This window comes from Bradyrhizobium sp. USDA 3311, assembly GCF_054062495.1.
In genome coordinates this window covers 5,398,743-5,424,635 of sequence record NZ_JBSSFI010000001.1, presented here as the reverse complement: position 1 = coordinate 5,424,635, position 25,893 = coordinate 5,398,743, and the positions used below count along the sequence as shown (strand labels likewise).

Sequence of the window (25,893 nt, the reverse complement as noted above, 5' to 3'; positions counted from 1 at the left end):
GAGCGCGATCTACCACATCGCCCGCCCCCGGCCAAGTAGTTGCGGGTCGGGCCTGATATTTATGCAAGATATGGTGGGGATTGAAGGATCCGGACGCTGGAGCGGTTCGCTGGAACCGCCCCGTTCCGATGATGCCTGAAGGGGCCGTTTTGGACCTTAAAGTCCTGCCGGCCGATGAGAGCCGCCCCTCCCCCTTAGAGCCCCGTATACCCGGCCTTCACGGGGTCCACGCTGCCGTCGAGCTGGCGCAAATAGGTCAGGCCGCAGACCGTCAACCTGTGCGGGTCCTTCTCACCCGCTTCAATCAGCGTGTTGAGGTAGTTCGTCACCTTGGCGCGTGCCTCCTCGCTGGCCGCCGCCGTGCGATTGGCGAGCAGGTCATAAGTCTGCATGATGCGGTCGATGGCAGCGTCCATGGCACCCTCTGGTTCTCTGGAATGTCGGGAGTTTTGATCAGGCAACCGCGCGGGCCTCGGACTGCGTCTCGAACCTGGCGATCGCCTTGTTGGCGAGCCTGATCTTGTTGAATTCGCCGTGCTGGAGCAGCTTGATGATGATCTCGAGCAGGTGTTCGTTGGTGACGAGCGTGTCGGGAATCGCACCGGAGCGGCGGAGGTAATTCGCGGCGATGGCATAGGCATCACTCACGAGTTGGACGTTCATGACCTGCAGCCCGCGCCCGACCAGCATCGCATCCTCCGAATCCAGAGAACTAACGGCGATACCGGGCTCCGGTTCCACCCGATCGGCGAATTTTCTCGCAGCTGCAAAATGACAAAACGCACCGGTCCGGGAGAAACCGGGCCGGTGCGCTTGGGGAAGTCAGGCACGTTCGGGAGGCTTACCGGTCTTGTTGCGGGCCGGCTTGGCCATCCCTTGGAAACTCAGAGCCGATACAGGATCTGGTCGGTCCAGAACCGCTCGAGACGGTGCAGCGACTTGTTGAGGGTCGAGAATTCCTCGCCCGAGATGCCGCCGACCTGCTCGACCGTCTTGACGTGCTTCTGGTAGAGCGAGTCGACGATACGGCGGACTTCCTGGCCCTGCGGCGTCAGGCGGATGCGCACCGAGCGGCGATCGACGCGCGAGCGCTGGTGATCGAGGAAGCCGAGCTCGACGAGCTTCTTCAGATTGTAGGAGACGTTGGAGCCGAGATAGTAGCCGCGCGTGCGCAGCTCGCCCGCGGTCAGCTCCTTGTCGCCGATGTTGTAGAGCAGGAGCGCCTGCACCGAGTTGATGTCGGCGCGACCGCGGCGATCGAACTCGTCCTTGATGACGTCGAGGAGCCGGCGATGCAGCCGCTCCACCAGAGTCAAAGCTTCCAGATAGAGCGACTGCACCGAACCCTGCTGGCCGGAGACGCGCTCTGCGGTATCTGCCGCAGTTGCGACGGCTTTCATCATGACACTTCCCCTGTTGTCGTTTTTATCGACACTTATTCGACGAAACTTGTGTCCCGTCTGATAGGTGCAACTTAAGGGGCTCGTTTGAAGATCGGCTTAAATAAGAGAATAAAGAGATCATGAATTTAAGACAGTGAATTGCGGATTAAGCCTGTGCCACAAGGGCTTTTCGCAACCCTCTGTTGACCCTCGCAAGGTCCTGTTCACCCTCCGTCCGCCCCGGTTGTCGCATTCCAGAACAGCCCCGCCCCGTTTCGAAACGCGCGCGTAAGAGCTGTGGCGGACCAGGCTAGGTTAGCGAAAACTTACCTCGAATTTTAGGCAACCAGCGGTCAACCACGCGCCGAACTCTGCCCTCGTGTCCTGGAGCTGAACAGATCGTAGGATGGGTAGAGCGAAGCGAAACCCATCGATGCGGGCGCACGTCGGTGATGGGTTTCGCTGCGCTCTACCCATCCTACAAGAGTCCTGCATCCGCCCTACGGCGGCCGTTCGCGCGCGGCCATCCAGGCGAGCGCCAGATAAGCGGCGAGCATGAAGACCTCGACGCCGACGACGACCAGGCTGCCGCCGTAGATTCCCGGGAACATCAGCTCGATCACCGCCATCGACACCACGGTCGTCAGCCACACCACCGCGCCCCAGGGCGTTGCGAGCCACAGCCCGACGGCGGCGACGAGCTCGATCACGGCGAAGTAGACGGTCGCGGCCTGCCAGGCCATCGACTGGTTCTCGAACGCCTCGTCCTCGCCGCCGACGAAGCCGGTCACCTGCGCCCAGTGATAGAGGCCCTTGAGGATCGAAAGCACCGCCATCACCCGCAGGAACAGCACGAGCCGGCGCGTCCAGACATTGTCGTCGGACTCCGGGCGCTCCGACGAGATCGCCGCCACCGACATTGCATTGTCTCTGGCATTGTCTCTGGCGGCGTCCCTGGCGTTGGCGCTGTCGCGGGCCGCATCGCGGGTGGAGATCTCGGACATGGCTCCCTTCTGGCTGTTTCGCCCCGCAAAATCAATCGGCTGCCATCCCTTGCGGCAGGTCAAGCCGCGGTGACGGGAACCATGCGAGCTGGTATAAGAATAATTCCAGCCGGAGGAAGAGTGATGGCGATCAAATACGGGCGTCCGATCGAATTGCGCGAGGTTTCGCGCCGGGATGGCGCAGCCGCCTCCCCTGCCCTCGATCTGGCCATCCGTCCGCGCCGCAACCGCAAGGCCGAGTGGGCCCGGCGGATGGTGCGCGAGAACGTGCTCACCACCGACGATCTGATCTGGCCGCTGTTCCTGATCGACGGCAACAACAAGCGCGAGCAGATCGCCTCGATGCCGGGCGTCGAGCGCCTCAGCGTCGACCAGGCCGTGCGCGAGGCCGAGCGCGCGATGAAGCTTACGATCCCCTGCATCGCGCTGTTTCCCTACACCGACCCGTCCCTGCGCGACGAGGAAGGCTCGGAGGCCTGCAACCCGAATAATCTGGTCTGCCAGGCGGTACGCGCGATCAAGAAGGAATTTCCGGAGATCGGCGTCCTCTGCGACGTCGCGCTCGATCCCTTCACCAGCCACGGCCATGACGGCCTGATCGCGGACGGCGCGATCCTGAACGACGAGACGGTCGCCGTGCTGGTGCGCCAGGCCCTGGTGCAGGCCGAAGCCGGCTGCGACATCATCGCGCCGTCCGACATGATGGACGGCCGCGTCGCCGCGATCCGCGAGGGACTGGACCAGGCAGGGCTCATCGACGTGCAGATCATGGCCTATGCGGCCAAATACGCCTCCGCCTTCTACGGCCCGTTCCGGGACGCCATCGGCTCGGCCAAGACGCTGACCGGCGACAAGCGCACCTACCAGATGGACAGCGCCAACACCGACGAGGCGCTGCGCGAGGTCGAGCTCGACATCTCCGAGGGCGCCGACATGGTGATGGTGAAGCCCGGCATGCCCTATCTCGACGTGGTCCGCCGCGTGAAGGACACCTTTGCGATGCCGACCTTCGCCTACCAGGTGTCCGGTGAGTACGCGATGATCGCGGCGGCCGCGGGCAACGGCTGGCTCGACGGCGACCGCGCGATGATGGAGAGCCTGCTCGCCTTCAAGCGCGCCGGCGCGGATGGCGTGCTGAGCTACTTTGCCCCGAAGGCGGCGGAGAAGCTGCGGGCGCAGGGGTAAGGTCATTGTCGTCCTGGCAAAAGCCAGGACCCATACCGCGTGATCCATCGATGGCGGGCGGTATTCGTACCAGCGAAGGAATCAAACTTCTGGTCTTCGCCAAACTCTTCCTGGGGTAATGGGTCCTGGCTTTCGCCAGGACGACGCTTGGGTTCGCGGTTGCAGCCCGTCCCTCCTCCCGCCCCCTCGCCCCCGAATCGCCGGAATATTTCGGCTTGTTAATCCCGACGCCCTTGGCACGCGGACGGCCTGTTCCCATGTCCTGCCACGGAAGTTTCCCATCTGGAGGATGGACCATGTCGTATTCGGACTCGGGCAATTCGGGACCCCAGGCAGGCGCCTGGCGCAATGACGGCGGGGTGCAACCGCACGCTTACGATCCATATCTGCACCCGGAACTGTTCCGCGGCGTCGCGACGCGGCGGGTGTTCGCCTTCCTGATCGACATGGTCGTGATCTCGGTGCCGGTCATCCTCGGCTACCTCTTCATCGCCTTGTTCGGCGTGGTCACGCTCGGCATCGGCTGGGCGCTGTTCTGGCTGGCCTGGCCGGCCTCCGTGATCTGGGCCATCGTCTATTACGGCGCCTGCATCGGCGGTCCGTCGTCGGCGACGATCGGCATGCGGGTGATGGACCTGGAGTTGCGCACCTGGTACGGCGCTCCTGGCTATTTCGTGCTCGGCGCCACCCATGCCGTCCTGTTCTGGGTGACGGTTTCGTTCCTGTCGCCGTTCGTGGTCCTGGTCGGCCTGTTCAACGGCCGCCGGCGCCTTTTGCATGACTTCGTGCTCGGAACGGTCGTGATCAACAACTCGGTCCGCGCACCCCTGCCGCAGGGCGCCAGAACCTACTGATCAAGAACCTATCAACCAGGACCGGCTAAGCTGACTGATCTGACCTGCCGAGCAGACCAATTGACCGGGGGCTTCCGTAGCGCGATGCTGACACCCGTTTTGGAGGCCCACGACGTCCCTTGACCCAGCACTCGCGCGACACCCCCCAATTTTACCTTACGGCGCCTTCTCCCTGCCCGTATCTGCCGGGCCGGCATGAGCGCAAGGTGTTCACGCACCTCGTGGGTGACCGCGCGGGCGACCTCAACGACCTCCTGACCCATGGCGGCTTCCGCCGCAGCCAGTCGATCGCCTATCGGCCCGCCTGCGACCAGTGCCGCGCCTGCGTGTCGGTCCGGGTCATCGCCAACGAGTTCCGCCCGTCCCGCAACTTCCGCAAGGTGATAGCGCGTAACGCCGACATCATCGGCGAGCAGCGCAGTGCGGTCCCGACCTCCGAGCAATATTCGGTATTCCGTGCCTATCTCGACGCCCGCCACCGCCACGGCGGCATGGCCGACATGACCGTGCTCGACTACGCCATGATGGTTGAGGACAGCCATGTCGAGACCCGCATCATCGAGTACCGCAAGCGCGGCCCCGACAGCGGAATCACCGGCCGCGGCGAGGAGCTGATCGCGGTTGCGCTCACCGACGTGCTCAGCGACGGCCTGTCGATGGTCTATTCCTTCTTCGAGCCGAGCCAGGTCAGCCGCTCGATGGGAACCTTCATGATCCTCGACCACATCGCCCGCGCCCGTCGGCAAGGGTTGCCCTATGTCTATCTCGGCTACTGGATCGAGGGCTCGAAGAAGATGGACTACAAGGCCCGCTTCCTGCCGCAGCAGCGCCTCGCTCCGTCGGGCTGGCTGCGCATCGACGCGCAAGGGGATGCGGCGTCAGAGCCGCAAGACTAAGCCCTCCGCCGTCTTCCCTCTCAGGAGGCCGCTTCAACCTGACGCGACGGGGCAGGCTTTGCACCGGCGCGACCTCCGGCGATGAACTGAAGCGCCGCGATCCCCGGCAAGAAGAAGTAACCGCCTCCGAGCGCCTGCGTGAACGAGGCCAGCGTCACTTCGCTGCCGCTCGGCAATCCCGGAATGGTGAACGTCTTCGGGACAGGCGACGAACCCACGACAGGATCGTCCTGGCCTTCAAGAGTCCCGAACCGGGGGTTTTGCACCCAGCGCTGGTGGATGAACTCGAACTGGCGCTCGAGATCGGCATTGCACGCGATAAAGAACAAGCCATCGCACGACGTGCCGCTTTCGGTCGTCTCACGATAGGGCCGTCCACGGCGGAGCAACCTGTGCAGCTTGGATGATTTGATGCTCGATGGCACATCGATGCCAAGGGAATCGCGCGGATTGGACCGGCGGACATGAGCTCCCTGGGGGCAAACGAAGCCGTTTGCGTCCTGGACTCGATAGCGGAAGGCGTCCGCCGCCGAATCCGACCCCAGAGGTCCCTGCCATCCGAGCGGCATGCCGTCCATCCGACGCCCCATCATTTTTTCGCAGATGTGCTGGCCATTAGCCGTCTTGAACTGCTCGAACGCATCGACATCCTGCGCGATCTGCCGCACGGCCAGGTAGCTTCCGTTCAGCGTGAAGCGGGCACTGGACTGCGGCCACTCCTTCACGTTGGGACAGTAGGTGAGTTCGTCATATTCGTTGCGATAGCCAAGAATGAATTCTCCGGGCTCGACGACGCGATCCTCATAGAGGTCGCCGGCATCGCGCTTGGCCTGCTTCAGCGCGGCACCCCCCTCTTCCCTGAGGCCGCGGATCACGGGTTGAGCGAGGCCGTCGCGGAACCCGAACGGCTCGCGCAGTTTGCCATCTTCCTCTCTCTTGAACGAGCAAGGATTGTTTTCAACGGTCCTGACGATGAACGCATCCGGATCGGGATCCTCCATTCGCGATTTCTTGTCGAGCACCCACCATTGCGCAACGAGGATGTGAACGGTTTGGCGGCCGTCGGGGTCTTCAACATCCGACCAGCGCCATTGATCACGCCCAGCGTCCCTCAACAGCTCTTTACGCAATGCGCTTCCCATGCCACTGCTGAAAGCAGTCGGAAACGGATGCGTTTCCGCCTCGGTACAGCCGAGCTTCTTGAGCCCTGAAAAACTGAAGGCGACCGCCACGGCCTCGCTGATCGACTCTTCCGGTTTCTTCCTGCCCGTCCCGACACGCTTGGCGCTGACGACCAAACCGCTGTCGACGAGTTTCGCGAGCCAGGCCCGGGCCTGATCCACGCGGCCTTCGCGGATCGTGAGCAACCAGAAACGGCTGCTCTTGAGCCAGCCGAAGCCGCTCTTCAGCATGCCCTGGATGTCGTCGCTTTGCTCGGAGAGAAGCGGTGCGTGCTTCATGTCTCGATGGCCCTCATGATCAGATCGTCGTTCTTCTCGTTGCGCTCGCCGAACAAGGCGTCGCGCAGTCCGGTCGCAAGATTGATCTGCTCGATCGTCCTGTTGCACGCGTCGAAATGGTAGATGTGCGGGAGCATGCTGTCGCGCGCGTAGGACTTGAATTTCAGCTCGCACTTCACACCACGGAAGATGACAAAGCGCGTCGGCGGGAAGCTGCGCGGCGCGGCAATGCCAGGCTGACCGTCCACCGCCGGCGCGCGTGGACTGAGCTCCGTCCAGCGCCAGGCCAGCGTGGTTCCGGTAGAAGCACCGTTGATGAAATCGTCGAGATAGCCGCCGAAATTGCCGTCATAGTTCGAGCAGAACAGAAAGCGGCGACCGTTGTCTATGATGTGCCAGTGACCGAAATGGATGCCCGGCGCATTTCCGAGCCACCCTTGCGTGAAAAACACCCGTCCGGCGAATGTCACGATACGCAGGGCCGTCCGGATGCACCACGCGCTCCACCCGTTCGGACGACGCACATCCGTAAGGCTGAACATGTGCTGGGTCTTGCGGACCAGCTCCGCCTCGCATCTCTCGACCGACGGGTGGATCTGCTGGGCACGCGGAACGTCGTCTTCGAGCGGATGGAAGAACTGCTCGCTCAGCTTCGTGAACCGGCGATTGAGCCAGTAAAACAACGTACCGATGCAAAGCACCACGGCGATCACAGCGACGGCGATCCCGATGATCTCCAATCCGGTCAGCTTTGGTATCTTCGGTTCGACGATACGCGCCATATAGTCCGGAGCGAGCGCATAGGCCAGCGGCGCGAGAGTGTAGGCTATGGCGCACGCGGCGATGGCCAGCAGCAGCGGCACGCCGATGACCCAGCCACCGACATAGGTCGACAGCGATGAGAACGTATCGGTCGGTCGGTCGAGCTCTTGCTGAACGCTGTTCAACCACCGCCTCCATGACACGAATTGCGCAGGCAGCGGGACCAGGAACAGCCACACTAGAAATGCAATCACCGCGAACGCCAGCAAACCGTGTCCACTTATCGCCAGCAGACATTTGCTCGTCTTGCTGACGGCGTCCTCCACGGCCTGCACGATGGGACCCGGTTCGCCGAAGAACCAATTGTAGGCGCGCGGAAGTGCCGAGATGAGCCAGAGCGCGACAAACCACAGGACGATCGCCGCTACCGGATAGGCGAGCTTCGCGCCGATGCCGGCCCCCTTCCCGCGCCAGTAGGAACGCGGTGCAGGCGTGGCCGCCCACTCGAAGCGTGGGTCTGCGTATGCCCATCGCGCCAGCGCCAGCGCGAACGCGGTGCGATCATTGCCGTATTTGGATTTCAGCGTCCGCGCCTCGGCTCGCGTGCGCTCGAGCAGGTCCTGCTCCATCTTGATCTGCCGGACCGACCGGTCGCGGGCGCCGACGAAGGCGCCATCGGCGATGCTGTGCCACTGCATCAGCTTGTCCAGCAATTGCTGCTCGTGCTGCGCCGTGGGGACCGCAACGCCGGGAGCGACCATGGCGCCGAACAGCGACCACATCGCGCCGCCGGGATGGTGGATGAGGCGATACAGCAGGTCGTACGGGCGCAGGCCCTCCTCGACCGCAAGCTCGACCATCAGCGAGGGCCTTTGCTCCGCGGCATCGGCCACCGCCGGCAGGAGCCCGATCGAAGCGAAGTGAACCACCGCGACATCGCGCAAGAGGCTGTCCAGCGCATCCTGGAGTGATTGCGGGAGACCGCCTCCGCCGGGCCAGCCGGGCGCAACGATGCAGATCATCTGCTGCCGGACAATCTCGAGCATGGCTGTCTTCTCCGCGTGCTCAGGTGATACGCATGCGCATGCACAACATCAGCGGTCCGTCATAAGCAATGGCCTTGCCTTCACCGCGCGCCAGTTGCAGCCGGGGCAAGGTGAGCAAGCCGATCAGCGCGCTTGTCAGGATATCCACCGCGTAGTCCCGGGCGGGACATTGGCGGTAGCCATAGCCGAACATGAGATACCGCAAGGCATCTTCGCTGCCCCAATCGCGGTTCGGGCAGAAGCGACCGCTTTGGGGCACCGCGGTGGGATCGAACAGGGCAGCGATCGACAACAGCGAGACCTTGCCGCCGCCCGGACATCCAGCGTTGCTTCGCGCGCCCGTCTCCATTTCCGTATCCCGCGGCACGTCGCGCGCCAGCAGCGGAAAAATCGGCCGAAAGCGCATGAGCTCGAGCACATGGTTGCGCACGGCCTTGCGAAAATCGGGGTCGGTCCAGACGCGGGACTCGCCGAGAGCCCTGGCCCGCGATCGCAGCTGTTCATAGACCTTCTGGCGTCCCAGCAGCTCTTGCATGACAAGGGCTCCCGACTGGACGGTGACCGGATGCGAGATCCAGGCAAGGCCTACCGCGTTTCGTTCAATGTCCTCGGAGGAGCTTTTGACGCCCCACGCAGCGCCGATGGGGCCGGTGACGCGATCGATGCGCGCCTGTAGCGCATCCCCACACGATTCCGCCCGCCGCCGGAGGTCGAGTGTCGCCAGGTTGCCGGCCAGCAGCTGCCCCGCGACGTATCGGATCTCAAGCATGTACTGTCGTTGCAAGCCTTCATCGACATCGCCTTGCGCAGCGTTGGTCGCCGACCCCGCAACCACGGCGCCTATCGCATCTCCAAACAGGGGTCTCATGGCGTGGAATACGACCCACATCAGGTAATCATCGATCAGATCGAATTCGGCCGCTCCGGGCTTGCTCAGGTCCTTGATCCGGCGCTGTGCCTCGGCATCGGAATCGGCTGGAACGTCCAGAGCCGCCAACCGCGCATGGACGAGATCCCGATCGGCCGAATAGGTCGGGCCGGGATCCATCCCGATGAGATAGTCTCCGGAGACCATGTTGGCCGCATGCGCCGTGTTGGAAAAGCTGCGCGTGCGCGTCAGCACGTCCTTGACGGCACTGGCGCGTGCCACCATGCCGAACAAGCCCCCCACCGAGGGCCAGCGCCGCAGCAGTGCGCCGAGCGCACGCAAGACGGTGATGTGGCGGTTGAGCCAGCAAAAGACACCATAGGAGAGACTGCGTGCTCCCGGCTGCAAGGCGTCGGGTTCATAAGTGGAGAGTTTCATGCTGCATGCCCATCCTTCCGCCAATCCGCGAGGGCCGCTGCGGCCCGCCTTTGATAGTGGGGCATGCCCAGGCGTTCCGCCGCCAGGGCGACTCGCTTGAAATGCGCTTCGGCCCCGGCCTGATCGCCGGCGTGCCGCAACGTTTCAGCGAGCTCGTACAGAGCTTCGGTCTGGTGCCCGTATTCTTCAGCGGCCTGCTCGACCGCCTTGCGTCCGACCGCGATCGCATCGTCCAGCCGTCGGAGCTTGCGATAGGCGACACCGAGGCTCACACGCATGAACGTCCGGCCGTAGGGGCCGGCCGCCTCGTAGATGCGATCGGCGAACCCTCTCTCCAGCATGGGCACCGCTTCGGCAGCCTTGCCGTTGCGTGCAAGCGCGCTGCCGAGAACGCCCATGCAAACGGAAAGCATGGTCGGCACGTTGTGCGTCAGGCACTGCTGCAGGTCCATGCGCATCATGCGTTCCGCCCGGTCGAGCTCGTCGTTCTCGATCCACATCTGCGATTGGACGGTATCGATCAGCAGACGGGAGTATGGGTGGTCGATGTTCGACAAGATCTCGTAGGCCTTGGCGCAGAAGGCGCTACCGGCTTCGCTGTCCCCGAGGCGCCAGAGCGTGCTGGCGTGAAACGCATACAGGTTGATGATGGGAATGGCGGCCCATCCGGGCTGAACGTAGTGCGCCGACAGTTCCGGGCCGTATTCGGACAGCAGGACGTTGCCTTCGACGGCCGCTTCCGCGTATCGCCCGAGGGCATGCAGATGCATCAGGCGCGTCTGATGCGCCGCCATCGTCATGTGGCGACGCTGTGCAAGGCGGGCCGCTTCCAGGCCCTGCGAGGCGTAGCGCAAGCCTTGCTCGAAACGACCGCGCATCCACAGAAACACCGCTGTCTCGGTCGAAACCGCCGCCCGTGCGCGCTGATCGTTCAGTTGCACGGCAATGGCTTCAGCCCTTTCCATGTTGCTGAAGATGTCGTCGATCTGCCCAAGGGCCATCATTGCCCCGATGGCTTCCAGACGAAGCGCAAGCTCCAGGGCTTGCGCAGTCGGGGCGCCGTCGACACGCCGTGCAGCCTGGATCCCCTTCTCGAACAATTGGAGGGCCTCCTGATTGGCCGAATGCGAGATGGCTCGTGCCATCGACTTGATGGCGAACTTTGCCGCCTGCTCCCATTCCTCGCCTTTGAAGGAATGATGCGCCAACACCGGCGCGGCATCGGCATCCGCGGCTCCCGGCTGCGCGTGGAGCGCCAGGAAGGCCTGCCGATGCAGCGCCTTGAGCCTGCTGCGCGTAAGCACCCCGAGCACGACGTCGCGCACCAGCGCGTGGCGGAACGCGAACGCCTGCGGCTCGAGCGATAGGCTCGTCTGCTCCGGACACGACAGGAGGCCGGACGCGACGCAAAGGGCGAGCAATTCTTCGGCGCGCGCGATGTCCACCGCCTGCATCGTGGCGATCAGGTCGCGCGTGATGGGATCGCCAAGAACGGCCGCAGCCTCGAGCGCAGACTTGGCGGCCTCGGGCAGCCTGTCGGTCCGCGCGCCGATGACCGCGGCGATCGAGCCCGGCACGCGCAGCTCTCCGAGAGGCCTCTGGAGGCGGTACGCTCCCGGCGTTCCCTCGAGCGATCCGTCATCGATGAGGGTGATGACCAGTTGCTCAAGGAAGAAGGGATTACCGTCGGCGCGGGCGACCAGCTCGTTCATGACGCCGAGCACGGATGGATCGTCCCCCAGCAGGGCACGCGCGAGCCTGAGCATCTGGCCGTCGTGTAGAGGCTCGATCATGCGCTCTACGAACCACGGCGCCTGCCGCCACTGGTGCTCGAAATCGGGCCGATAGCTAACGCAGACCAGAACCGGCAGCTCCTGAAGCTTCGGAAGCAAGGCCTCGAACAACCTCCGGCTCTCGCGATCGGCCAGGAAAACGTCCTCGAGCACCAGCACGAACGGGCCAGACCGCGCGCGCCTGCGCACCAGCCACAGCAGTGCTTCGCCAATGCGGCGCCGTCGTTGTACCGGGTTCAGCGCCAGCCAGGCCTGATCGGGCGCCGCCAGCCCCAACAGGTCGCTGGCCGCCGCGAGATGTTCGGCGCCCTCGGCTGGCCATCCCTCGATCAAGGCCTGCCTGGCGGACTGCCGTACGTCCGTCACGTTCATTTGCACCAGCCCAACCAGGCTCGCGATCAGGTCCGCGGCGGCGCTGTAGGCGCGCGTGCTTGCATAGCCTCTCGCCTGCGAAACGCAGACGTCCATGCCCTCGCTTGCGAGGGCGGCCGTCCAGTCGGCAACCAAGCGGGACTTTCCGATCCCGGCATCGCCGCACAGCCCGATCGTTCGCATTCCACCCTTTCGGACGACCTCAAGGTCCCCTGCCAGAATCCGTAAGGAATCTTCGCGTCCGACCAGAGGCGCCCAGCGTTGCTTGCGCGTCAGCGGCGCCGCTGCCGAACTTTCGGTCTCGACCACGACCTCGTGGAGTTCGATCGGCTCGTCCAATCCCCGTATTTGCCGGGTCCCTACCGACCGCGTCTCGATCTGCTGGGCGACAAGCCGCTGCGTCGCGGCACTGACCAGAATGCCGCCGGGCGGTGCCATCTTTTCGAGCCGGGACGCAAGGTGAATCGTCTTGCCATCTGCTCCGTAGTGCGACCAATCGTATTGTCCGACAACCCCGACCAGCACCTCTCCCGAATTGATGCCGATGCGCAGCGTCGGACTTGCAACGCCTTGCACATCATGGCCGGGAACGGTTGCTCTCTGCATCTTGAGGGCGGCAAGGCACGCACGTAAGGCGTGATCCTCCTGCGCCAGGGGCGCACCGAACAAGGCGACGAGCCCATCGCCGAGCAACTGGCTGACCGTGCCGCCATAGGTCTCGACCGCCTCGGCCAGTTGGTTCAGCGCCTTGCCGAGGTAGTTGCGGGCTTCTTCGGGGTCGGAATGCTGCAGCAATGCGGTCGAGTCGCAGACATCGGCGAAAAGCACGCTGACGTGCTTATTCTCGGTCAGCATCTTTGATCGTAACGGCGGATGATCACGCAGCTGGACGACCTGTGCGCCCCGATCCTGGGTACCGGGCTCCACCACGCGACGCTTGAGATCCGCGCCGCATTGCGAGCAGAACCGATCTTCGCGGGCAACACGCGTTGAACACGTGGGACACCTGGTCACGGCAGCCCCCATTCATCAATGAATTTACCGAAACAACCGATGCTTCCTGGCCTGATCATCGTCCCCTCCCGGACGTGAACCCGCGCAGCGAAAAAACAAGCCGTCAATCAAAGCAATGAATCTAACCAACCATTCGCGTGCCGACCGGGCTCGCGCAGAACCGATAGATGTATCCGGAGAAAATGCGGTCGGCGCACTTTATCCGGCGCGGGCCGCCGATCATCCCGCGGGGAGTAAAATCAATCCTGAAACAAACAACATGACACTACGCCCTACAACACTCGTCCTAGTAGCAATTGGTGGGCAGTATACGCGCCCCGCATAAATTGAAAAGTGAGGCAGTTCACAAAATCGAGGTTCAGGCGTGTGCCCATCCGCCCTTTCGTGCTCTTGGGAAAATCAGGCCGCTAGCCCAAAATGCCACCGGGCGCGGCTGTTGTGGCCAGGCGGAGCAAGCGGCCGCCTCGGCTCACCCCAACAGCGTATCCGCCAGCAGCTTCAGATTCAAAACCACGATGACGCCCGCGACGATCCACGCGATCGCAGCGACGTACGGGGAAATCGCGAACTTGCCCATCTTGCGGCGATCGGAGACGAAGCGGACCAGCGGGATGACGGCGAAGGGCAGCTGCATCGACAGCACGACCTGACTGAACACCAAGAGATCGGCCGTGCCGCGCTCGCCGTAGATCGCCGTGACGATGATCACCGGAATGATCGCGATGCCGCGCGTGAGCAGGCGGCGCGCCCAGCTTGGCAGGCGCAGATCGAGAAAACCCTCCATCACGATCTGGCCTGCAAGCGTCGCGGTCACAGTGGAGTTAAGACCCGAGGCCAGCAGCGCGATGGCAAACAGCGTCGAGGCGATACCGAGGCCGAGCAGCGGTGACAAGAGCTCGAAAGCCTGGCCGATCTCGGCGACGTCGGAATGGCCGCTCTTGTGGAAGGTTGCCGCGGCGACCACGAGGATCGCGGCGTTGATGAACAGCGCCAGCATCAGGGCGATGGTCGAGTCCGTCGTCGCCCATTTGATCGCCTCGCGCCGGCCGGTCTCGTTGCGCTCATAGGCGCGCGTCTGCACGATCGAGGAGTGCAGATAGAGATTATGCGGCATCACGGTCGCGCCGATGATACCGATCGCGATGTAGAGCATCTCCGGATTGGTGAAGATCTCGCTCTTCGGCATGAAGCCATGCAGGACCTCCGCGACCGGCGGCGCCGCGGCCACGATCTGGACCGCGAAGCAAACCGCGATCACCGCGAGCAGCGCGATGACGAAGGCTTCCAGGAAACGGAAGCCGCGGTTCATCAATAGCAGCAGCAGGAAGGCATCGAGCGCGGCGATCAGCGCGCCGCCGATCAGGGGGATGCCGAACAGGAGCTTGAGCGCGATCGCCGTGCCGATGACCTCGGCGAGATCGCAGGCGATGATCGCCGCCTCGCAGGCGAGCCAGAGCAGGAAGTTCACCGCCGGCGAATAGGTCGCGCGGCAGGCCTGCGCGAGGTCGCGGTCGGTGACGATGCCGAGCCGCGCCGCCAGCGACTGGAGCAGGATCGCCATCAGGTTCGAGAGCAGGATGACCGAGAGCAGCGTGTAGCCGAACTTCGATCCGCCGGCGAGGTCGGTCGCCCAGTTGCCGGGATCCATGTAGCCGACCGAGACGAGATAGCCCGGACCGACGAAGGCGAGCAGCCGCCGCCACCACACCCCCGCCGTGGGGAGGGCGACGGAGGCATTCACCTCGGCCAGGCTTTTTGTGGTCGGCACGTCGGTGCGCCAGCCGGCGGCGTCGGTGGTTAAATCGGGCGATCGGGCATCCATGTGGTCAGAATACCGAAGTCGAAGCTTATTGCAACTCATTTGCAACTGCATCTGGCCCCATCGGTTCCCGGCACGGACCTGTTTTGCCCCGGGCCTGTCGGGAAGCGGGTGGGTTTGGCCGGTCTCGGGGGCGGATACTGGCGCCAATCCGACACTGCAGGAAATGAGCCATGTCAAATCCGCCTCGCCTCCCCGACACCTTCAACCGCCTCGCCTGGTCCAATCTCGCGGCGCAATCGGCCGAGCAGATCGCGCTGGCCGCAGCCCCCATCGTCGCCGTGCTGACGCTCGGGGTCGCTGAAGGCCAGACCGGTCTATTGCAGATGGCGCTGACACTTCCGTTCGTGCTCTTCGCCATCCCGGCCGGCCTGCTCGCCGACCGCATCTCCCGCCGCGCGCTGATGGCGGGCGCCGAGGCGCTGCGGGCCGCAGCCCTCGCGGCGATCGTGCTGCTGCTCGCGCTCGGCGCCCTCAATCTGCCGCTGCTGGCCCTGCTCGGCTTCGCTGCCGTGTGCGGCACCGTCGTCTACAGCGTGGCCGCACCGGCCCTGGTGCCCTCGCTGGTGAGTTCGGACCTGTTGCCAGCCGCCAATGCCCGGATCGAGCTCGCGCGCACCATCGCCTTTGCCAGCGGGCCTGCGCTTGGTGGCGCGCTGGTCGGCTGGTGGGGCGCGAGCCTGGCTTTCGGCTTTGCCGCGGCGCTCTCGGCCATTGCCGTGGTGCTGCTCTCCGGCATCTACGAGCCCGCCCGCACGCCGGCGCCGCGGCGCCATCCGTTCCAGGACATCCGCGAAGGCGCAGCCTTCGTGTTTCACCATCCGCTGCTACGGCCGGTCTTCATCACCCAGTTCATCTTCAACACCGGCTGGTTCTTGCAGATCGCCGTGTTCGTGCCTTATGCCGTGCGCCATCTCGGGCTGACCGCCGCCGGCGTCGGCACGGTGCTGACGATGTACGGCGTCGGCATGGTGATCGGCGCGCTGTTCGCGACGCGCGTGATGCAGCGCGTCGCCTTCGGCACGGTTGTCGGCCTCGGCCCGGTCACCGGCTTCGTCGCCTCCTTGGTGATGGCGCTGACGGTGCTGGTCCCCTCGCCCTGGCTTGCGGCCTTAAGCTTCTTTCTGCTCGGCGTCGGGCCGATCCTGTGGGTGATCTCGACCACCACCTTGCGCCAGTCCGTGACGCCGCCGCGCCTGCTCGGTCGCGTCTCCGCCATCAACATCATGAGCTACGGCGCCCGCCCGCTCGGCTCGACGCTGGGGGCAATCGTGGGCGGGCTCTGGAGCGCGGAGGCGTGCCTTTATCTCGCGGCGGCGGTGTTCGGCATGCAGGCGCTCGTGATCCTGCTGTCACCGGCCGCGTCACTCGACCGGCAGCCGGACATGGTGGGGGACGAAGTGGCGGTGAGGTGTTAGCTGCGTCGCGATTGCGGAAAGTGGCGCAGCATCCTCCTCGTCGTCCTGGCTTTCGCCAGGACGACGTAGGCGAGGGAGTGATGCCTAACTCGCCAGATACCGCTCATAGCTCCCCGTCACCGGCTCGCTGGCGTCAACCTCCGGATCGAGCGTGTAGAGGTCCTGCGCGCGGCCGATGCCGCGCAGCGCGTAGCGGCCGGTGGAGACGAGATAGCGGCGGCCGGCGGCATCGAGCCCCTTGTAGAACTCCGCCGACGCCAACAGCTCGCGATCGACCGAGCGGCTCATCGAGGCGATGCGGCTGACCTCGTTCACCGTCGGACCCACCACCGTGAAATCGAGCCGATCCTCGCTGCCGATATTGCCGTAGAAGACCTCGCCGACATGCAGCCCGATATAAGCCGACGTGGTGGGACGGCCGTCCGCCTCCCGCCGCTTGTTCAGCGCTGCGACGTTCTGGCGGAACAGATGCTCGGCGCGGAGCGCAGCACGTCGCGCATGCGCCATGTCCTCGCCGGTGAACATCGCGAGCACACCGTCACCGATCAGCTTCAGCACGTCACCGCCGGCATCGTGGATCGCATCGATCACGGCCTGCGCATAGTCGTTGAGAAACGGGATGATCTCGTCGGGACCGATGCTCTCGCTGATCCCGGTCGAGCCGCGCAAATCCGAGTACCACAGCACTGCCTTGATGCGCTCGGTGACGCCGCGCGAGATGCGGCCGCCCAGCACCTGCTCGGAGGCGCCGCGGCCGAGATAGACGCGCCCGAGCGTGCGCGCGATATCGACCTGCTGCGCCGACTTGATCGCGAGCCCCAGCACCGGCACGAGATCGCGCAGGGACTCCAACTCGGCTTCGCTGAAGCCGCTGTCGCGGCGCGTGGTCCAGCAGGAATAGAGGCAATCCATCAGGCCGAGCGCGCCGTTCTCGCCGAAGCGGTGCACGAAGGCGAGATAATGCTTATGGCCCTTCTCGGCGAGTTCGCCGATCTGCGAGAAATCCAGTGACGGCGCGTCGGCGAGATCGATCACCATCTCGTCGTGGCCGTGCTCGAGCATGTGGAAGAACACCGAGCGGCGCCAGTGCTGGGCCGCATCGCCTTCGGCGGTCGAACCGTATTCGAACGCGTCGCTCTCGTTGCTCGCCCGGTCGCTCCAGCGGAAACCGCGGCCCTCATAGATCGGATGCAGCGTGTCGATGACGACGAGGGCGCGCGAGAGTTCCAGGCCCTCGGCGCGGCAGCGCTCGCAGAACCCGCGGAGCAGTTCGTTTTCGGGCAGGCCCGTGAGCCCCTGGCCGGTCAGCCAGTTCATCAGCGCGAGGCGCGAGGTCAATTGCATGCGCCATTATGCCGTGCATTCGTGACGAGCGAAAGGCGCAAGCCTCGCGCGAGCCATGCGCAAGGCTCCCGTCCCTTGCAGGTCGAATATGCCGCGATCACGGTTGACGCACTCGCTGCGCCGGCGGCAAATGCCAGCGATGATGACTTTGTCGGCCAGAATCGGAAGCACGCGCGGATGAGCCAGCGCCAGCTCCCGATCATCCTGGCGCTCGGCACCACGCAGACCCTGGCCTGGGCTTCCAGCTACTATCTGCCGGCCCTGCTCGCCGATCCCATGGCGCACGACCTTGGCGTCTCCTCCAACTGGATCTTTGGCGCGTTCTCGGCCTCGCTGGTGATCTCCGCGATGCTCGGCCCGCGGATCGGGCGGCAGATCGATCTCGTCGGCGGACGGCAGGTGCTGTCGGCCTCGAACCTGACCATGGCCGCCGGCCTCGTGCTCCTTGGGTTGTCGCAATCCGTTTCGGTGATGGCGGTCGCCTGGCTCGTGCTCGGCATCGGCATGGCGATGGGGCTCTATGACGCCGCCTTCGCCGCACTGGGCCGCATCTACGGCACCGAGGCGCGCAGGCCCATCACCGGCATCACGCTGATGGCGGGCTTCGCCTCCACCGTCGGCTGGCCGCTCACCGCCTGGGGCCTCGCCCATATCGGCTGGCGCGAGACCTGCTTTGCCTGGGCCGCCGCTAACATCCTGATCGGCCTGCCCCTCAACTTCTTCATGCTGCCGGCGATCAAGGGCGCCAAGCAGGCGGCGGCGACGGCCGCGAAGCCGCATGTGCCGCTCGACCGCACCATGATCCTGCTCGCCTTCGTCTTCGCCGCGGCCTGGACCGTCACCGGCGCGATGGCGGTGCATTTCCCGCGCATCGTGGAGGCAACCGGCGCGACCCATGTCGAGGCGATCGCGGCCGGCGCGCTGATCGGTCCGGCGCAAGTGCTCGCGCGCATCCTCGAAGCGAGCGTTCTGAGCCGCTTTCATCCGCTGTGGTCGACCCGGCTCGCCTGCGTGACCCATCCGATCGGAGCGGCCGTCGTCGCCATCTTCGGCGGCGCCGCGGCGAGCGCGTTCGCGTTGCTGCACGGCTCCGGCAACGGCATCCTGACGATCGCCCGCGGCACGCTGCCGCTGTCGATCTTCGGGCCGAAGGATTTCGGCTACCGCCTCGGCATCATCGGCGCGCCGGCGCGGATGGCACAGGCGGTGGCGCCACTGGCGTTCGGCCTCCTCATCGACGTCATGGGCGCCAAGGTGCTGATGGTCTCCTCCGCGCTGAGCCTCTCGGCGCTGGCGGCGCTGTTCCTGATCCGCGCCGAGCGCCGGCCCGATTGACCGCACCGCCGCTTTCGCGCACAAGCGGGCCATGACCGAAGACAACAGCCCGCCCCGCACATTCAAGGGCCTCCTGCGCTGGGCGACCACGCCGCCGCAGGCCTGGGTCGTCTATCTCCTTGCCGTCATGCTGGTGTGGCTGCTGTCGTTCTATGCCGGCACGCTGAAGCCGAAGAAGACGCCGGAGGCGAGCCCTCCCGCAGCGACCGCGCCGCGCAGCTAGGCGGGCTTCGCCTCGCTGGTCGCAATCCAGATTCCGGCGAAGACGGCGAGCAGCCCGACCAGGAGATTTGCCGTGATCGGCTCGCCGATCAGCAGCGCTGCCAGCAAGGTCGCGGCGATCGGATTGACCGTCATGGTATTGGCGACGCGGGTCGGCGTTGCCCGCGCCAGCGCCATGACCCAGAGGATGAAGGCGAGCGCGCCGCCGCCGGCACCGAGATAGATGCCGGCGATCCACTGCGCCGTCGTGAAGTGATCGAGCGCCGCAAAGCTGCCTTTCACGAGCCCCGCCAGCACCAGCACGACGGCGCCCGCGCCCATGCCGACCGTGAGAAAGCCGAGCGCGCTCGATCGCTGCATCAGGGGGCGCGACAACACGTTGTAGTGTGGCAGCAAGCGGGTACGAGAAGCTAGTCGTAGAACTCCGGAGCCATCTTCTGGCTGTCGCGTTGGGCCTTGTCGTGATTGATCCAGAGCTGCGCCTTCTCCCTGGAGAGCGTGTCGGCGATCTTCTGCATCGAGGCCGCGCTCTGGTCCTTGTTGACGTTCATGCTGGGCACGCGGCGGTTATCCCAATTATCCCTGAAGTGCACGGCATCGCCGGACAGGATCACCGCACCGGTCTTCGGCAACTTCACCAGCAGCGACTGGTGTCCCGGAGTATGGCCGGGCGTCGACAGGATGGTCACGCTGCCGTCACCGAACACGTCCTTGTCGCCCGCGAGCTGCTCGACGGGATGCGAAGGCTTGAAGCGCGGCTCGTTGTTGGCGCCGGGCCAGTCATATTCGGCCTTCTGCACGTAGAGGACGGCCTGCGGGAACAGCTCGACATTGCCGGAGTGGTCGGGGTGGGTGTGCGAGACGGCCATCGCCTTGACGTCGTCGGGCTTGACGCCGAGCTGCTCGAGCTGGGAGGCAAGCGTCTTCGGTCGCCGCCAGGTCACGGCCTTGGGATCGGCGGGCACCAGCCCATTGGGCATGGCGGCGACGGAATCGGCGATGCCGGTGTCCCACAGGAACCAGCCCTTGGCGTGCTTGACGAGATAGCAGCTGTCGACGAAGTCCATCGACTTGCCTTCGTTCAGACCGGGCGTCCAGCGCGAGATGTCGCCGGCGGTTCCCTCACCGCAATTGAGGACGTAGAGCCTTTCGACGCCGGGCTTTTCCGATTGGGCCATCGCTGCATGACTGAACAAGGCGAGAGCGGCGGCGGCAAAAGCAAGCTTGATCCTGGACGTCATCCTTGGTCCTCCTTGGCAAGCGTTTGGGAAGCTGCGACCGAGGATCAACCCCGGCCGCGCCGCAGAATTCCGCTCCCGCGGATCACGTCAGTGCGGGCAGGTCTCGACCTCGACCGTGACGTGGCTGAGGCCCTTCAGCCCGGCGAGCCGCTTCTTGTAGACGGCCGGCTGCTTCGGCTTGTCCGACACCACGGACACCAGCACGGCACAATGGCCGGGGCCGACCTGCCAGAGATGCAGGTCGGTGACGCGATCCTCGCCGACCTCCATGCGTGCCCGGATCACCCGCTCCAGCTTCTCGTCGGCGCGCACGTCGAGCAGCACCGCGCCCGAGCTCTTGATCAGGCCGAACGCCCAGCTTGCGATCACGACGCTGCCGATCAGGCCGACGGCCGGATCGGCCCAGACCCATCCCGAATACATCGCCACCGCGAGCGCGCCGATCGCGAGTAACGAGGTCGCGGCATCCGCCATGACGTGGACATAGGCGGCGCGGAGATTGTTGTCGTGATGACGATGGTGGTGATGGTCATGATCGTCGTGTTCATCATGCGCATGGCCGTGGCCGTGATCATGGCCGTGATGGTGATGATCATGGCTGCCGCGCAGCAGCCACGCGCTGGCGAGGTTGACGCAAAGGCCGAGCGCCGCCACCGCGATCGCCTCGCCATAGACGATCGGCACCGGCGTGAAGAGCCGCAGCACGCTCTCATAGGCGATCTCGACCGCGATCAGGCCGAGGATGATCGCGCTGGAGAAGGCGGCGAGATCGCCGAACTTGCCGGTGCCGAAGGTGAAATGCGCATTGCCCAGGTGCCGGCGCGCGAAGCGGTAGGCGAACGCGGCAATGCCGAGCGCGGCTGCGTGCGTGCCCATGTGCCAGCCGTCGGCGAGCAGCGCCATCGAGCCGAACAGCGAGCCGGCGACGATCTCGCCGACCATCATGACCAGCGTCAGGACCACCACGAGCCAGGTGCGCCGCTCGTTCTCGTCGTGCTTCTCGCCCAGGAAAGCGTGGTCATGGGTCCATTGCTCGATGGAATGGGAATGCATCGGCTCAACTCTCCGGAAAACAGAATCCGCAAGGGGCCAATATAGGCCCCGGCAGCACATCTTTCTAACGCTCATTAGCGGCGAAACCGGCGGTTGACAGCTTGGCGCGGTTTCGTTGTAATACGGCTCATGGGGATTTGAGCGATCTCCCCACGAGGCGACATGCCCAAGTATCGCGTCCCGTTTGGTTTATGCGAGGACGCATCATGTCTACATTCACGACCATATCATCCGATAAATTGGCGCGCCTGATCGGCACGGCCAACGCTCCTGTCCTGATCGACGTGCGGACCGAGGAGGACTTTGCCGCCGACCGGCGGCTGATCCCCGGCTCCATCAGGCTCAGCCACGAGAACGTTCCCGACTGGGGCGCCGCCTTCGCGGGCCGCTCCGTCATCGTCTCCTGCCTGCGCGGCGCCAAGCTTGCGCAGGGCACCGCGGCCTGGCTCCGCCAGCTTGGCGTTCAGGCCGAGACGCTCGACGGCGGTTTCGAGGGCTGGAAGGAGGCCAAGCTGCCGCTCCTCGACACCCGCAAGCTGCCGCCCCGCGACGCCAAGGGACGCACCGTCTGGGTAACCCGGGCGCGGCCGAAGGTCGACCGTATCGCCTGCCCCTGGCTGATCCGCCGCTTCGTCGATCCCAACGCGGTGTTCCTGTATGTGGCGCCGTCCGAAGTGGTCGCGGTCGGCGAGCGGTTCAATGCAGCCCCGTTCGACATCGAGAACGTGTTCTGGAGCCACCGCGGCGAGCTCTGCACCTTCGACGTCATGATCGAGGAGTTCGGGATCGCCACCCCGGCCCTGCTCCGGCTCGCAACGCTGGTGCGCGGCGCCGACACCGCGCGGCCTGATCTGGCGCCGGAGGCCCCCGGACTGCTCGCGGCGTCGCTCGGGCTGTCGCGGATGTATGACGACGACCTCGAACAGCTCGAGGCCGGCTTGCTGCTCTACGACGCCTTTTACCGCTGGTGCCGCGACGCCACGGCTGAGACCCACAACTGGCCGACCAACAAAGTGAAGGCGTAATGGATACCCGTAACGTTCAATCAGGAGCTGATGCCGGTCACGGCATCAGCTTCAATGAAGCTTTCCGCGTCTGGCTGCGCGTCGCCTGCCTGAGCTTTGGCGGGCCCGCGGGCCAGATCGCGGTGATGCACCGCATCCTGGTCGAAGAAAAGAAGTGGATCTCCGAAGGCCGCTTCCTGCATGCGCTGAACTACTGCATGCTGCTGCCGGGGCCGGAGGCGCAGCAGCTTGCGACCTATGTCGGCTGGCTGATGCATCGCACCGCCGGCGGGCTGATGGCGGGCGGGCTCTTCATCCTGCCCGGCATCATCGCCATCATGGCCCTCAGCTACATCTACGCGGCTTTCGGCAATGTCAGCTTCGTCGAGGCGCTGTTCTTCGGCCTGAAGGCCGCCGTGCTCGCCGTCGTCGTCGAGGCCGTGGTGCGCGTCGGCAAGCGCGCGCTGAAGAACCGCATCATGATCGCGCTCGCGGCTATCGCCTTCGTCGCGATCTTCTTCTTTGCAGTCCCCTTCCCGATCATCATCATCGCCGCCGGCCTGATCGGATATATCGGCGCCAGACAGGGCCGTCCGGAATTTGCTCCGGCCGGTCACGGTCATGGCGGCAGCAGCGCCGTGATCGACAGCATGCTCGGCGACGCCGTGCCCGATCACATCAAACCCGACACCGGCCGCGCGATCCGCGTGGGCGCGCTGTGGCTTGCGCTGTGGCTGGTGCCGGTAGTTGCCCTGCTCGCCGCGCTCGGCCAGGCCAACGTCTTCAGCCAGATCGCCCTGTTCTTCTCGAAGATGGCGCTCGTCACCTTCGGCGGCGCCTACGCGGTGCTGGCCTATGTCGCCCAGCAGGCGGTCGAGCATTATCACTGGCTGAAGCCGCACGAGATGCTCGACGGCCTCGGCATGGCCGAGACCACGCCGGGTCCGCTGATCATGGTGCTCCAGTTCGTGGGCTTCATGGCGGCCTATCGCGATCCAAGCGGCCTGTCGCCGATGCTGGCGGCAACGCTTGGCGGCCTGCTCGCGACCTGGGTCACGTTCACGCCCTGCTTCCTCTGGATCTTCGTCGGCGCCCCCTATATCGAGCGCCTGCGCGGCAACACCGGCCTTGCCGGCGCGCTGAGCGCGATCACTGCCGCCGTCGTCGGCGTGATCCTCAACCTCTCGATCTGGTTCGCACTGCACACGCTGTTCCGCGAGACCGTACCGGTGCACGCCTTCCCGCTGAACTTCGACATGCCGGTGCTGACCAGCGTCGACATTCCAGCGCTCGTGCTGTCGGTCGCAGCCGCAACCGCGATCTTCCGCTTCAAGCTCGGCATGCTCACGGTGCTGGCGGGCAGTTGCGCCGCAGGCGTGGCGCTGCGGCTGGTGGGGGTGATCTAGGGCGTGTACGAGCAGCCTGGAAACGTCAAGGCATGAGCGACGCCGTGTAGGCGACCAGCGCGATCATGTCGTCGATGCCGAGGTTTTCAACAGTCGGTTTCATGACGTCGCTGTTGGCGCCCTTCCGCGCGCCCGACTTGAAGTCGTAAAGCTGACGGAACATGTACGTGGGCGAACGGGCCGCAATCCCTGGCGCCACGGCAGTCCCTTTGAGGTCGGCACCATGACAGACGGCGCACTGGACGCGGAGGTCGCTGCTCGCCGCCAACGCCCGCCCTTTCTCAATGCTGCCAACCGGGACATAGGCGATGAAACGAGCGCGCGAGTCCCGGCTGAGAAAGTGTTCCACGTTTTCCGGAATCTCGATGATGCGCTGGCCGATGGGCTCTTTCTCGCCGCCGTCCATCGGCGCCAGGAACAAGTCCCTGACATGTGTCTTCGGCACGGTCTCGGTCTCTACGACCGCAATGTTGGATCTCGGCTTGATTGACGCAAAATAGTTCGCAGCCTCCTTGAGTTCCTGATCGGTGATGGCCTTGGACGTTTTGATCATCAGGTCGGTGGCGACACGGGGCACCGAATTCTTGCGCAGGCCCGTCTTGAACTCCACCGTTTGCTGGATGATGTATTCCGCGGAGAAGCCAAACAGGCTGGCATTCTCAGGGCCGCCCGGTCCGTCTGCCCGGTGGCAGACGCCGCACGCGAACACGTCAGGCTTGCTCCCTTTTGCGACGATCTCTGGCATAGCCGGATGGTCTTGCGGATGCCAGTCGGGAGCGGCGAACAGATCGCGCAGTTGCGTGAGCGTAAAACCGGCGGCACTGTCGGGGACTCGCCGGATCGTGCCGTCGTCGGGGGCGCGTTGGAAATTCGGCGGGTTTACCGGATAGGCCCATGCGGGCGGGCCGTCCTGGCTTTGTGCAGGCGCACCCGCTGAAGCAAGCGACGTCAGCGAAAGGGCGAAAAGCGCTGAAGAAATCCTCATGGCCAAGACCTCCATGCGCATCGGCGGACCTCGACCTTCGAAGCCGACAGCGTGAAGATCGGCCGCTCGCGAGGCAGTGCCGCAGAAGTCTGCGGGCAGGCGTTCCTCCATCAGGCGTTCCGGGAAGCATTCAAGGGCCGGGGTAAGCTGGCGTCAATTGGGGATTTGGGTGCCTGGTCCGGTCTGGATCAAAAGCAGACTTCGACACGGGGCGCCTCGAAGGGTCGCTAAGGGCCAACAGCGGACCTGCCTCTCCGACCCGTTTCGGATCATCCGAGGCGGGTGGTTTCGTGGACCGCTCAAGCGCTCCTTACCGCTCAATCGCCATCCAGCGTCCGAGGGTTTTCATTTCAAGCGGAACCCAGCGCGATTTCGTCTCACAGGCGCGAGCGATTTCGAACCAGATGCGCGGCGTCTTCCGGGCGATAGAGATCGTGTTGGAAAGCTTCTGATGTGGCTTGACGGGCCGCGGACGCGGAATGGCTACGTCGCCGGCCATGAAACCGCACGCCAAGAGCACGCGATCCGCTTCGGGTTTGTCGATTACAGCGGCTTGCAACTGTTCCCTGAGATGATCGAATGTGATTGCGGTGAGGCGGATATCGGCGAAGACCGGGGTATGGCTCGAATAGTGCTGCAGTCCAAGCTCTCGGGCCTCGTTGAGCTCGCGGAGATCGAAGGCGCTGCCTTCCAACTCGGCATTCCCCCCACGTCGCTGGATTACGATATTGTCCAGGTCCCTCAATTTATACTCGTCTTCGTCAGCACAGAAATCAGCGGCCTGTGTGACGAAATCGAGCCGATTCTGCCAATGGGGCAACCAGAACTCTTCGACGAGCGGTCCACACCAGGCATCCTCCTTGATCGACGGTTCAAACAGCAGCGTCAACCGGCGTTCCTGCCGCCAATCAGCGTGCCATTGGTCTTCCGAAACGATTTCGACGTCTTTCATGCGGCGACCCCAGAGTTTTCTTATCGCATCCAGACAGCCC

General features: G+C 64.7%; 23 protein-coding genes. 8 read left to right on the top strand and 15 right to left on the bottom strand.

The window, feature by feature from the left end:
* Window positions 1-194: 194 nt before the first annotated feature.
* From ACVWW6_RS25905 to ACVWW6_RS25890, 4 genes are all read right to left on the bottom strand, one after another.
* Window positions 195-416 carry a hypothetical protein gene (locus ACVWW6_RS25905; protein WP_011087795.1) on the bottom strand — a complete coding sequence of 74 codons (222 nt, stop codon included), beginning with the start codon at window positions 414-416 and terminating at the stop codon, window positions 195-197.
* Window positions 417-453: 37 nt separating this feature from the next.
* Window positions 454-690, bottom strand: coding sequence for a hypothetical protein (locus tag ACVWW6_RS25900; RefSeq protein ID WP_028171631.1), 237 nt, complete (start codon window positions 688-690; stop codon window positions 454-456).
* Window positions 691-884: 194 nt separating this feature from the next.
* Window positions 885-1,403 carry a transcriptional regulator LdtR gene (gene ldtR, locus ACVWW6_RS25895; protein WP_011087797.1) on the bottom strand — a complete coding sequence of 173 codons (519 nt, stop codon included), beginning with the start codon at window positions 1,401-1,403 and terminating at the stop codon, window positions 885-887.
* A 479-nt stretch (window positions 1,404-1,882) separates the two neighbouring features.
* Window positions 1,883-2,386, bottom strand: a complete 504-nt coding sequence (locus tag ACVWW6_RS25890; protein WP_060912471.1) for a DUF6163 family protein — start codon at window positions 2,384-2,386, stop codon at window positions 1,883-1,885.
* Between the two features lie 123 nt (window positions 2,387-2,509).
* On the opposite strand from ACVWW6_RS25890, the gene hemB reads away from it, so the two are divergent.
* The 3 genes from hemB to ACVWW6_RS25875 all read left to right on the top strand — a co-directional run bounded on the left by hemB (window position 2,510) and on the right by ACVWW6_RS25875 (window position 5,321).
* Complete coding sequence (gene hemB, locus ACVWW6_RS25885; RefSeq protein ID WP_028171629.1) at window positions 2,510-3,571, top strand: porphobilinogen synthase; 1,062 nt, start codon at window positions 2,510-2,512, stop codon at window positions 3,569-3,571.
* A gap of 296 nt (window positions 3,572-3,867) precedes the next feature.
* On the top strand, window positions 3,868-4,425 hold the full coding sequence (locus ACVWW6_RS25880; protein WP_060912472.1) for an RDD family protein: 558 nt from the start codon (window positions 3,868-3,870) through the stop codon (window positions 4,423-4,425).
* A 119-nt stretch (window positions 4,426-4,544) separates the two neighbouring features.
* Complete coding sequence (locus ACVWW6_RS25875; protein ID WP_011087800.1) at window positions 4,545-5,321, top strand: arginyltransferase; 777 nt, start codon at window positions 4,545-4,547, stop codon at window positions 5,319-5,321.
* Between the two features lie 20 nt (window positions 5,322-5,341).
* Here ACVWW6_RS25875 and ACVWW6_RS25870 read toward each other — a convergent pair whose 3' ends face one another.
* The 5 genes from ACVWW6_RS25870 to ACVWW6_RS25850 form a co-directional block, all read right to left on the bottom strand.
* Window positions 5,342-6,781: a Dyp-type peroxidase gene (locus ACVWW6_RS25870; protein WP_456681581.1), complete on the bottom strand. Its 1,440-nt coding sequence runs from the start codon at window positions 6,779-6,781 to the stop codon at window positions 5,342-5,344.
* Window positions 6,778-8,589 (bottom strand): hypothetical protein, encoded by a 1,812-nt coding sequence (locus tag ACVWW6_RS25865; protein ID WP_161534696.1) that lies wholly within the window; start codon window positions 8,587-8,589, stop codon window positions 6,778-6,780. Before ACVWW6_RS25865 ends, ACVWW6_RS25870 begins: the two co-directional genes overlap by 4 nt.
* Window positions 8,590-8,608: 19 nt before the next feature.
* Window positions 8,609-9,895: a cytochrome P450 family protein gene (locus ACVWW6_RS25860; protein ID WP_182871863.1), complete on the bottom strand. Its 1,287-nt coding sequence runs from the start codon at window positions 9,893-9,895 to the stop codon at window positions 8,609-8,611.
* Window positions 9,892-12,915, bottom strand: a complete 3,024-nt coding sequence (locus tag ACVWW6_RS25855) for an ATP-binding protein (RefSeq protein WP_244651757.1) — start codon at window positions 12,913-12,915, stop codon at window positions 9,892-9,894. Before ACVWW6_RS25855 ends, ACVWW6_RS25860 begins: the two co-directional genes overlap by 4 nt.
* Before the next feature lie 628 nt (window positions 12,916-13,543).
* Window positions 13,544-14,896 carry an Nramp family divalent metal transporter gene (locus ACVWW6_RS25850; RefSeq protein WP_011087805.1) on the bottom strand — a complete coding sequence of 451 codons (1,353 nt, stop codon included), beginning with the start codon at window positions 14,894-14,896 and terminating at the stop codon, window positions 13,544-13,546.
* 170 nt (window positions 14,897-15,066) lie between these two features.
* Here ACVWW6_RS25850 and ACVWW6_RS25845 point away from each other — a divergent pair, with 170 nt between their 5' ends.
* Window positions 15,067-16,311: an MFS transporter gene (locus tag ACVWW6_RS25845; protein ID WP_456681580.1), complete on the top strand. Its 1,245-nt coding sequence runs from the start codon at window positions 15,067-15,069 to the stop codon at window positions 16,309-16,311.
* An 84-nt stretch (window positions 16,312-16,395) separates the two neighbouring features.
* On the opposite strand, the gene ACVWW6_RS25840 is transcribed toward ACVWW6_RS25845, so the two are convergent.
* Window positions 16,396-17,655 carry an adenylate/guanylate cyclase domain-containing protein gene (locus tag ACVWW6_RS25840; protein ID WP_011087807.1) on the bottom strand — a complete coding sequence of 420 codons (1,260 nt, stop codon included), beginning with the start codon at window positions 17,653-17,655 and terminating at the stop codon, window positions 16,396-16,398.
* Between the two features lie 177 nt (window positions 17,656-17,832).
* On the opposite strand from ACVWW6_RS25840, the gene ACVWW6_RS25835 reads away from it, so the two are divergent.
* On the top strand, window positions 17,833-18,990 hold the full coding sequence (locus ACVWW6_RS25835; RefSeq protein ID WP_456683180.1) for an MFS transporter: 1,158 nt from the start codon (window positions 17,833-17,835) through the stop codon (window positions 18,988-18,990).
* A 31-nt stretch (window positions 18,991-19,021) separates the two neighbouring features.
* On the top strand, window positions 19,022-19,213 hold the full coding sequence (locus ACVWW6_RS25830) for a hypothetical protein (RefSeq protein ID WP_038966343.1): 192 nt from the start codon (window positions 19,022-19,024) through the stop codon (window positions 19,211-19,213).
* Here ACVWW6_RS25830 and ACVWW6_RS25825 read toward each other — a convergent pair.
* From ACVWW6_RS25825 to dmeF, 3 genes are all read right to left on the bottom strand, one after another.
* Window positions 19,210-19,590 (bottom strand): EamA family transporter, encoded by a 381-nt coding sequence (locus tag ACVWW6_RS25825; RefSeq protein WP_456681579.1) that lies wholly within the window; start codon window positions 19,588-19,590, stop codon window positions 19,210-19,212. The two genes, ACVWW6_RS25830 and ACVWW6_RS25825, sit on opposite strands and share 4 nt — an antisense overlap.
* A 32-nt stretch (window positions 19,591-19,622) precedes the next feature.
* Window positions 19,623-20,453: an N-acyl homoserine lactonase family protein gene (locus ACVWW6_RS25820; protein WP_456681578.1), complete on the bottom strand. Its 831-nt coding sequence runs from the start codon at window positions 20,451-20,453 to the stop codon at window positions 19,623-19,625.
* A gap of 87 nt (window positions 20,454-20,540) precedes the next feature.
* A complete protein-coding gene (dmeF, locus tag ACVWW6_RS25815; protein ID WP_161534691.1) occupies window positions 20,541-21,506 on the bottom strand; it encodes a CDF family Co(II)/Ni(II) efflux transporter DmeF in 966 nt (321 codons plus the stop codon).
* Between the two features lie 206 nt (window positions 21,507-21,712).
* Between dmeF and ACVWW6_RS25810 the strand changes: the two genes are divergently transcribed.
* Both ACVWW6_RS25810 and chrA read left to right on the top strand, forming a co-directional pair.
* Window positions 21,713-22,531: a chromate resistance protein ChrB domain-containing protein gene (locus ACVWW6_RS25810; RefSeq protein WP_028171619.1), complete on the top strand. Its 819-nt coding sequence runs from the start codon at window positions 21,713-21,715 to the stop codon at window positions 22,529-22,531.
* Window positions 22,531-23,916, top strand: coding sequence for a chromate efflux transporter (gene chrA, locus ACVWW6_RS25805; protein ID WP_161534690.1), 1,386 nt, complete (start codon window positions 22,531-22,533; stop codon window positions 23,914-23,916). Before ACVWW6_RS25810 ends, chrA begins: the two co-directional genes overlap by 1 nt.
* A 25-nt stretch (window positions 23,917-23,941) precedes the next feature.
* Here chrA and ACVWW6_RS25800 read toward each other — a convergent pair whose 3' ends face one another.
* Complete coding sequence (locus ACVWW6_RS25800) at window positions 23,942-25,012, bottom strand: c-type cytochrome (protein WP_456681577.1); 1,071 nt, start codon at window positions 25,010-25,012, stop codon at window positions 23,942-23,944.
* A gap of 199 nt (window positions 25,013-25,211) precedes the next feature.
* A complete protein-coding gene (locus ACVWW6_RS25795) occupies window positions 25,212-25,853 on the bottom strand; it encodes a hypothetical protein (protein ID WP_028171616.1) in 642 nt (213 codons plus the stop codon).
* Window positions 25,854-25,893: the final 40 nt, after the last annotated feature.

Coding starts and splice junctions, on each gene's coding strand:
- ACVWW6_RS25855 (WP_244651757.1), bottom strand. CDS start 12,915: ATGCTGACCGAGAATAAGCACGTCAGCGTGCTTTTCGCCGATGTCTGC.
- ACVWW6_RS25795 (WP_028171616.1), bottom strand. CDS start 25,853: ATGAAAGACGTCGAAATCGTTTCGGAAGACCAATGGCACGCTGATTGG.
- ACVWW6_RS25820 (WP_456681578.1), bottom strand. CDS start 20,453: ATGACGTCCAGGATCAAGCTTGCTTTTGCCGCCGCCGCTCTCGCCTTG.
- ACVWW6_RS25900 (WP_028171631.1), bottom strand. CDS start 690: ATGCTGGTCGGGCGCGGGCTGCAGGTCATGAACGTCCAACTCGTGAGT.
- ACVWW6_RS25890 (WP_060912471.1), bottom strand. CDS start 2,386: ATGTCCGAGATCTCCACCCGCGATGCGGCCCGCGACAGCGCCAACGCC.
- ACVWW6_RS25840 (WP_011087807.1), bottom strand. CDS start 17,655: ATGCAATTGACCTCGCGCCTCGCGCTGATGAACTGGCTGACCGGCCAG.
- ACVWW6_RS25870 (WP_456681581.1), bottom strand. CDS start 6,781: ATGAAGCACGCACCGCTTCTCTCCGAGCAAAGCGACGACATCCAGGGC.
- ACVWW6_RS25850 (WP_011087805.1), bottom strand. CDS start 14,896: ATGGATGCCCGATCGCCCGATTTAACCACCGACGCCGCCGGCTGGCGC.
- ACVWW6_RS25835 (WP_456683180.1), top strand. CDS start 17,833: ATGAGCCAGCGCCAGCTCCCGATCATCCTGGCGCTCGGCACCACGCAG.
- ACVWW6_RS25865 (WP_161534696.1), bottom strand. CDS start 8,589: ATGCTCGAGATTGTCCGGCAGCAGATGATCTGCATCGTTGCGCCCGGC.
- chrA (WP_161534690.1), top strand. CDS start 22,531: ATGGATACCCGTAACGTTCAATCAGGAGCTGATGCCGGTCACGGCATC.
- ldtR (WP_011087797.1), bottom strand. CDS start 1,403: ATGATGAAAGCCGTCGCAACTGCGGCAGATACCGCAGAGCGCGTCTCC.
- hemB (WP_028171629.1), top strand. CDS start 2,510: ATGGCGATCAAATACGGGCGTCCGATCGAATTGCGCGAGGTTTCGCGC.
- ACVWW6_RS25905 (WP_011087795.1), bottom strand. CDS start 416: ATGGACGCTGCCATCGACCGCATCATGCAGACTTATGACCTGCTCGCC.
- ACVWW6_RS25845 (WP_456681580.1), top strand. CDS start 15,067: ATGTCAAATCCGCCTCGCCTCCCCGACACCTTCAACCGCCTCGCCTGG.
- ACVWW6_RS25800 (WP_456681577.1), bottom strand. CDS start 25,012: ATGGAGGAACGCCTGCCCGCAGACTTCTGCGGCACTGCCTCGCGAGCG.
- dmeF (WP_161534691.1), bottom strand. CDS start 21,506: ATGCATTCCCATTCCATCGAGCAATGGACCCATGACCACGCTTTCCTG.
- ACVWW6_RS25880 (WP_060912472.1), top strand. CDS start 3,868: ATGTCGTATTCGGACTCGGGCAATTCGGGACCCCAGGCAGGCGCCTGG.
- ACVWW6_RS25860 (WP_182871863.1), bottom strand. CDS start 9,895: ATGAAACTCTCCACTTATGAACCCGACGCCTTGCAGCCGGGAGCACGC.
- ACVWW6_RS25830 (WP_038966343.1), top strand. CDS start 19,022: ATGACCGAAGACAACAGCCCGCCCCGCACATTCAAGGGCCTCCTGCGC.
- ACVWW6_RS25810 (WP_028171619.1), top strand. CDS start 21,713: ATGTCTACATTCACGACCATATCATCCGATAAATTGGCGCGCCTGATC.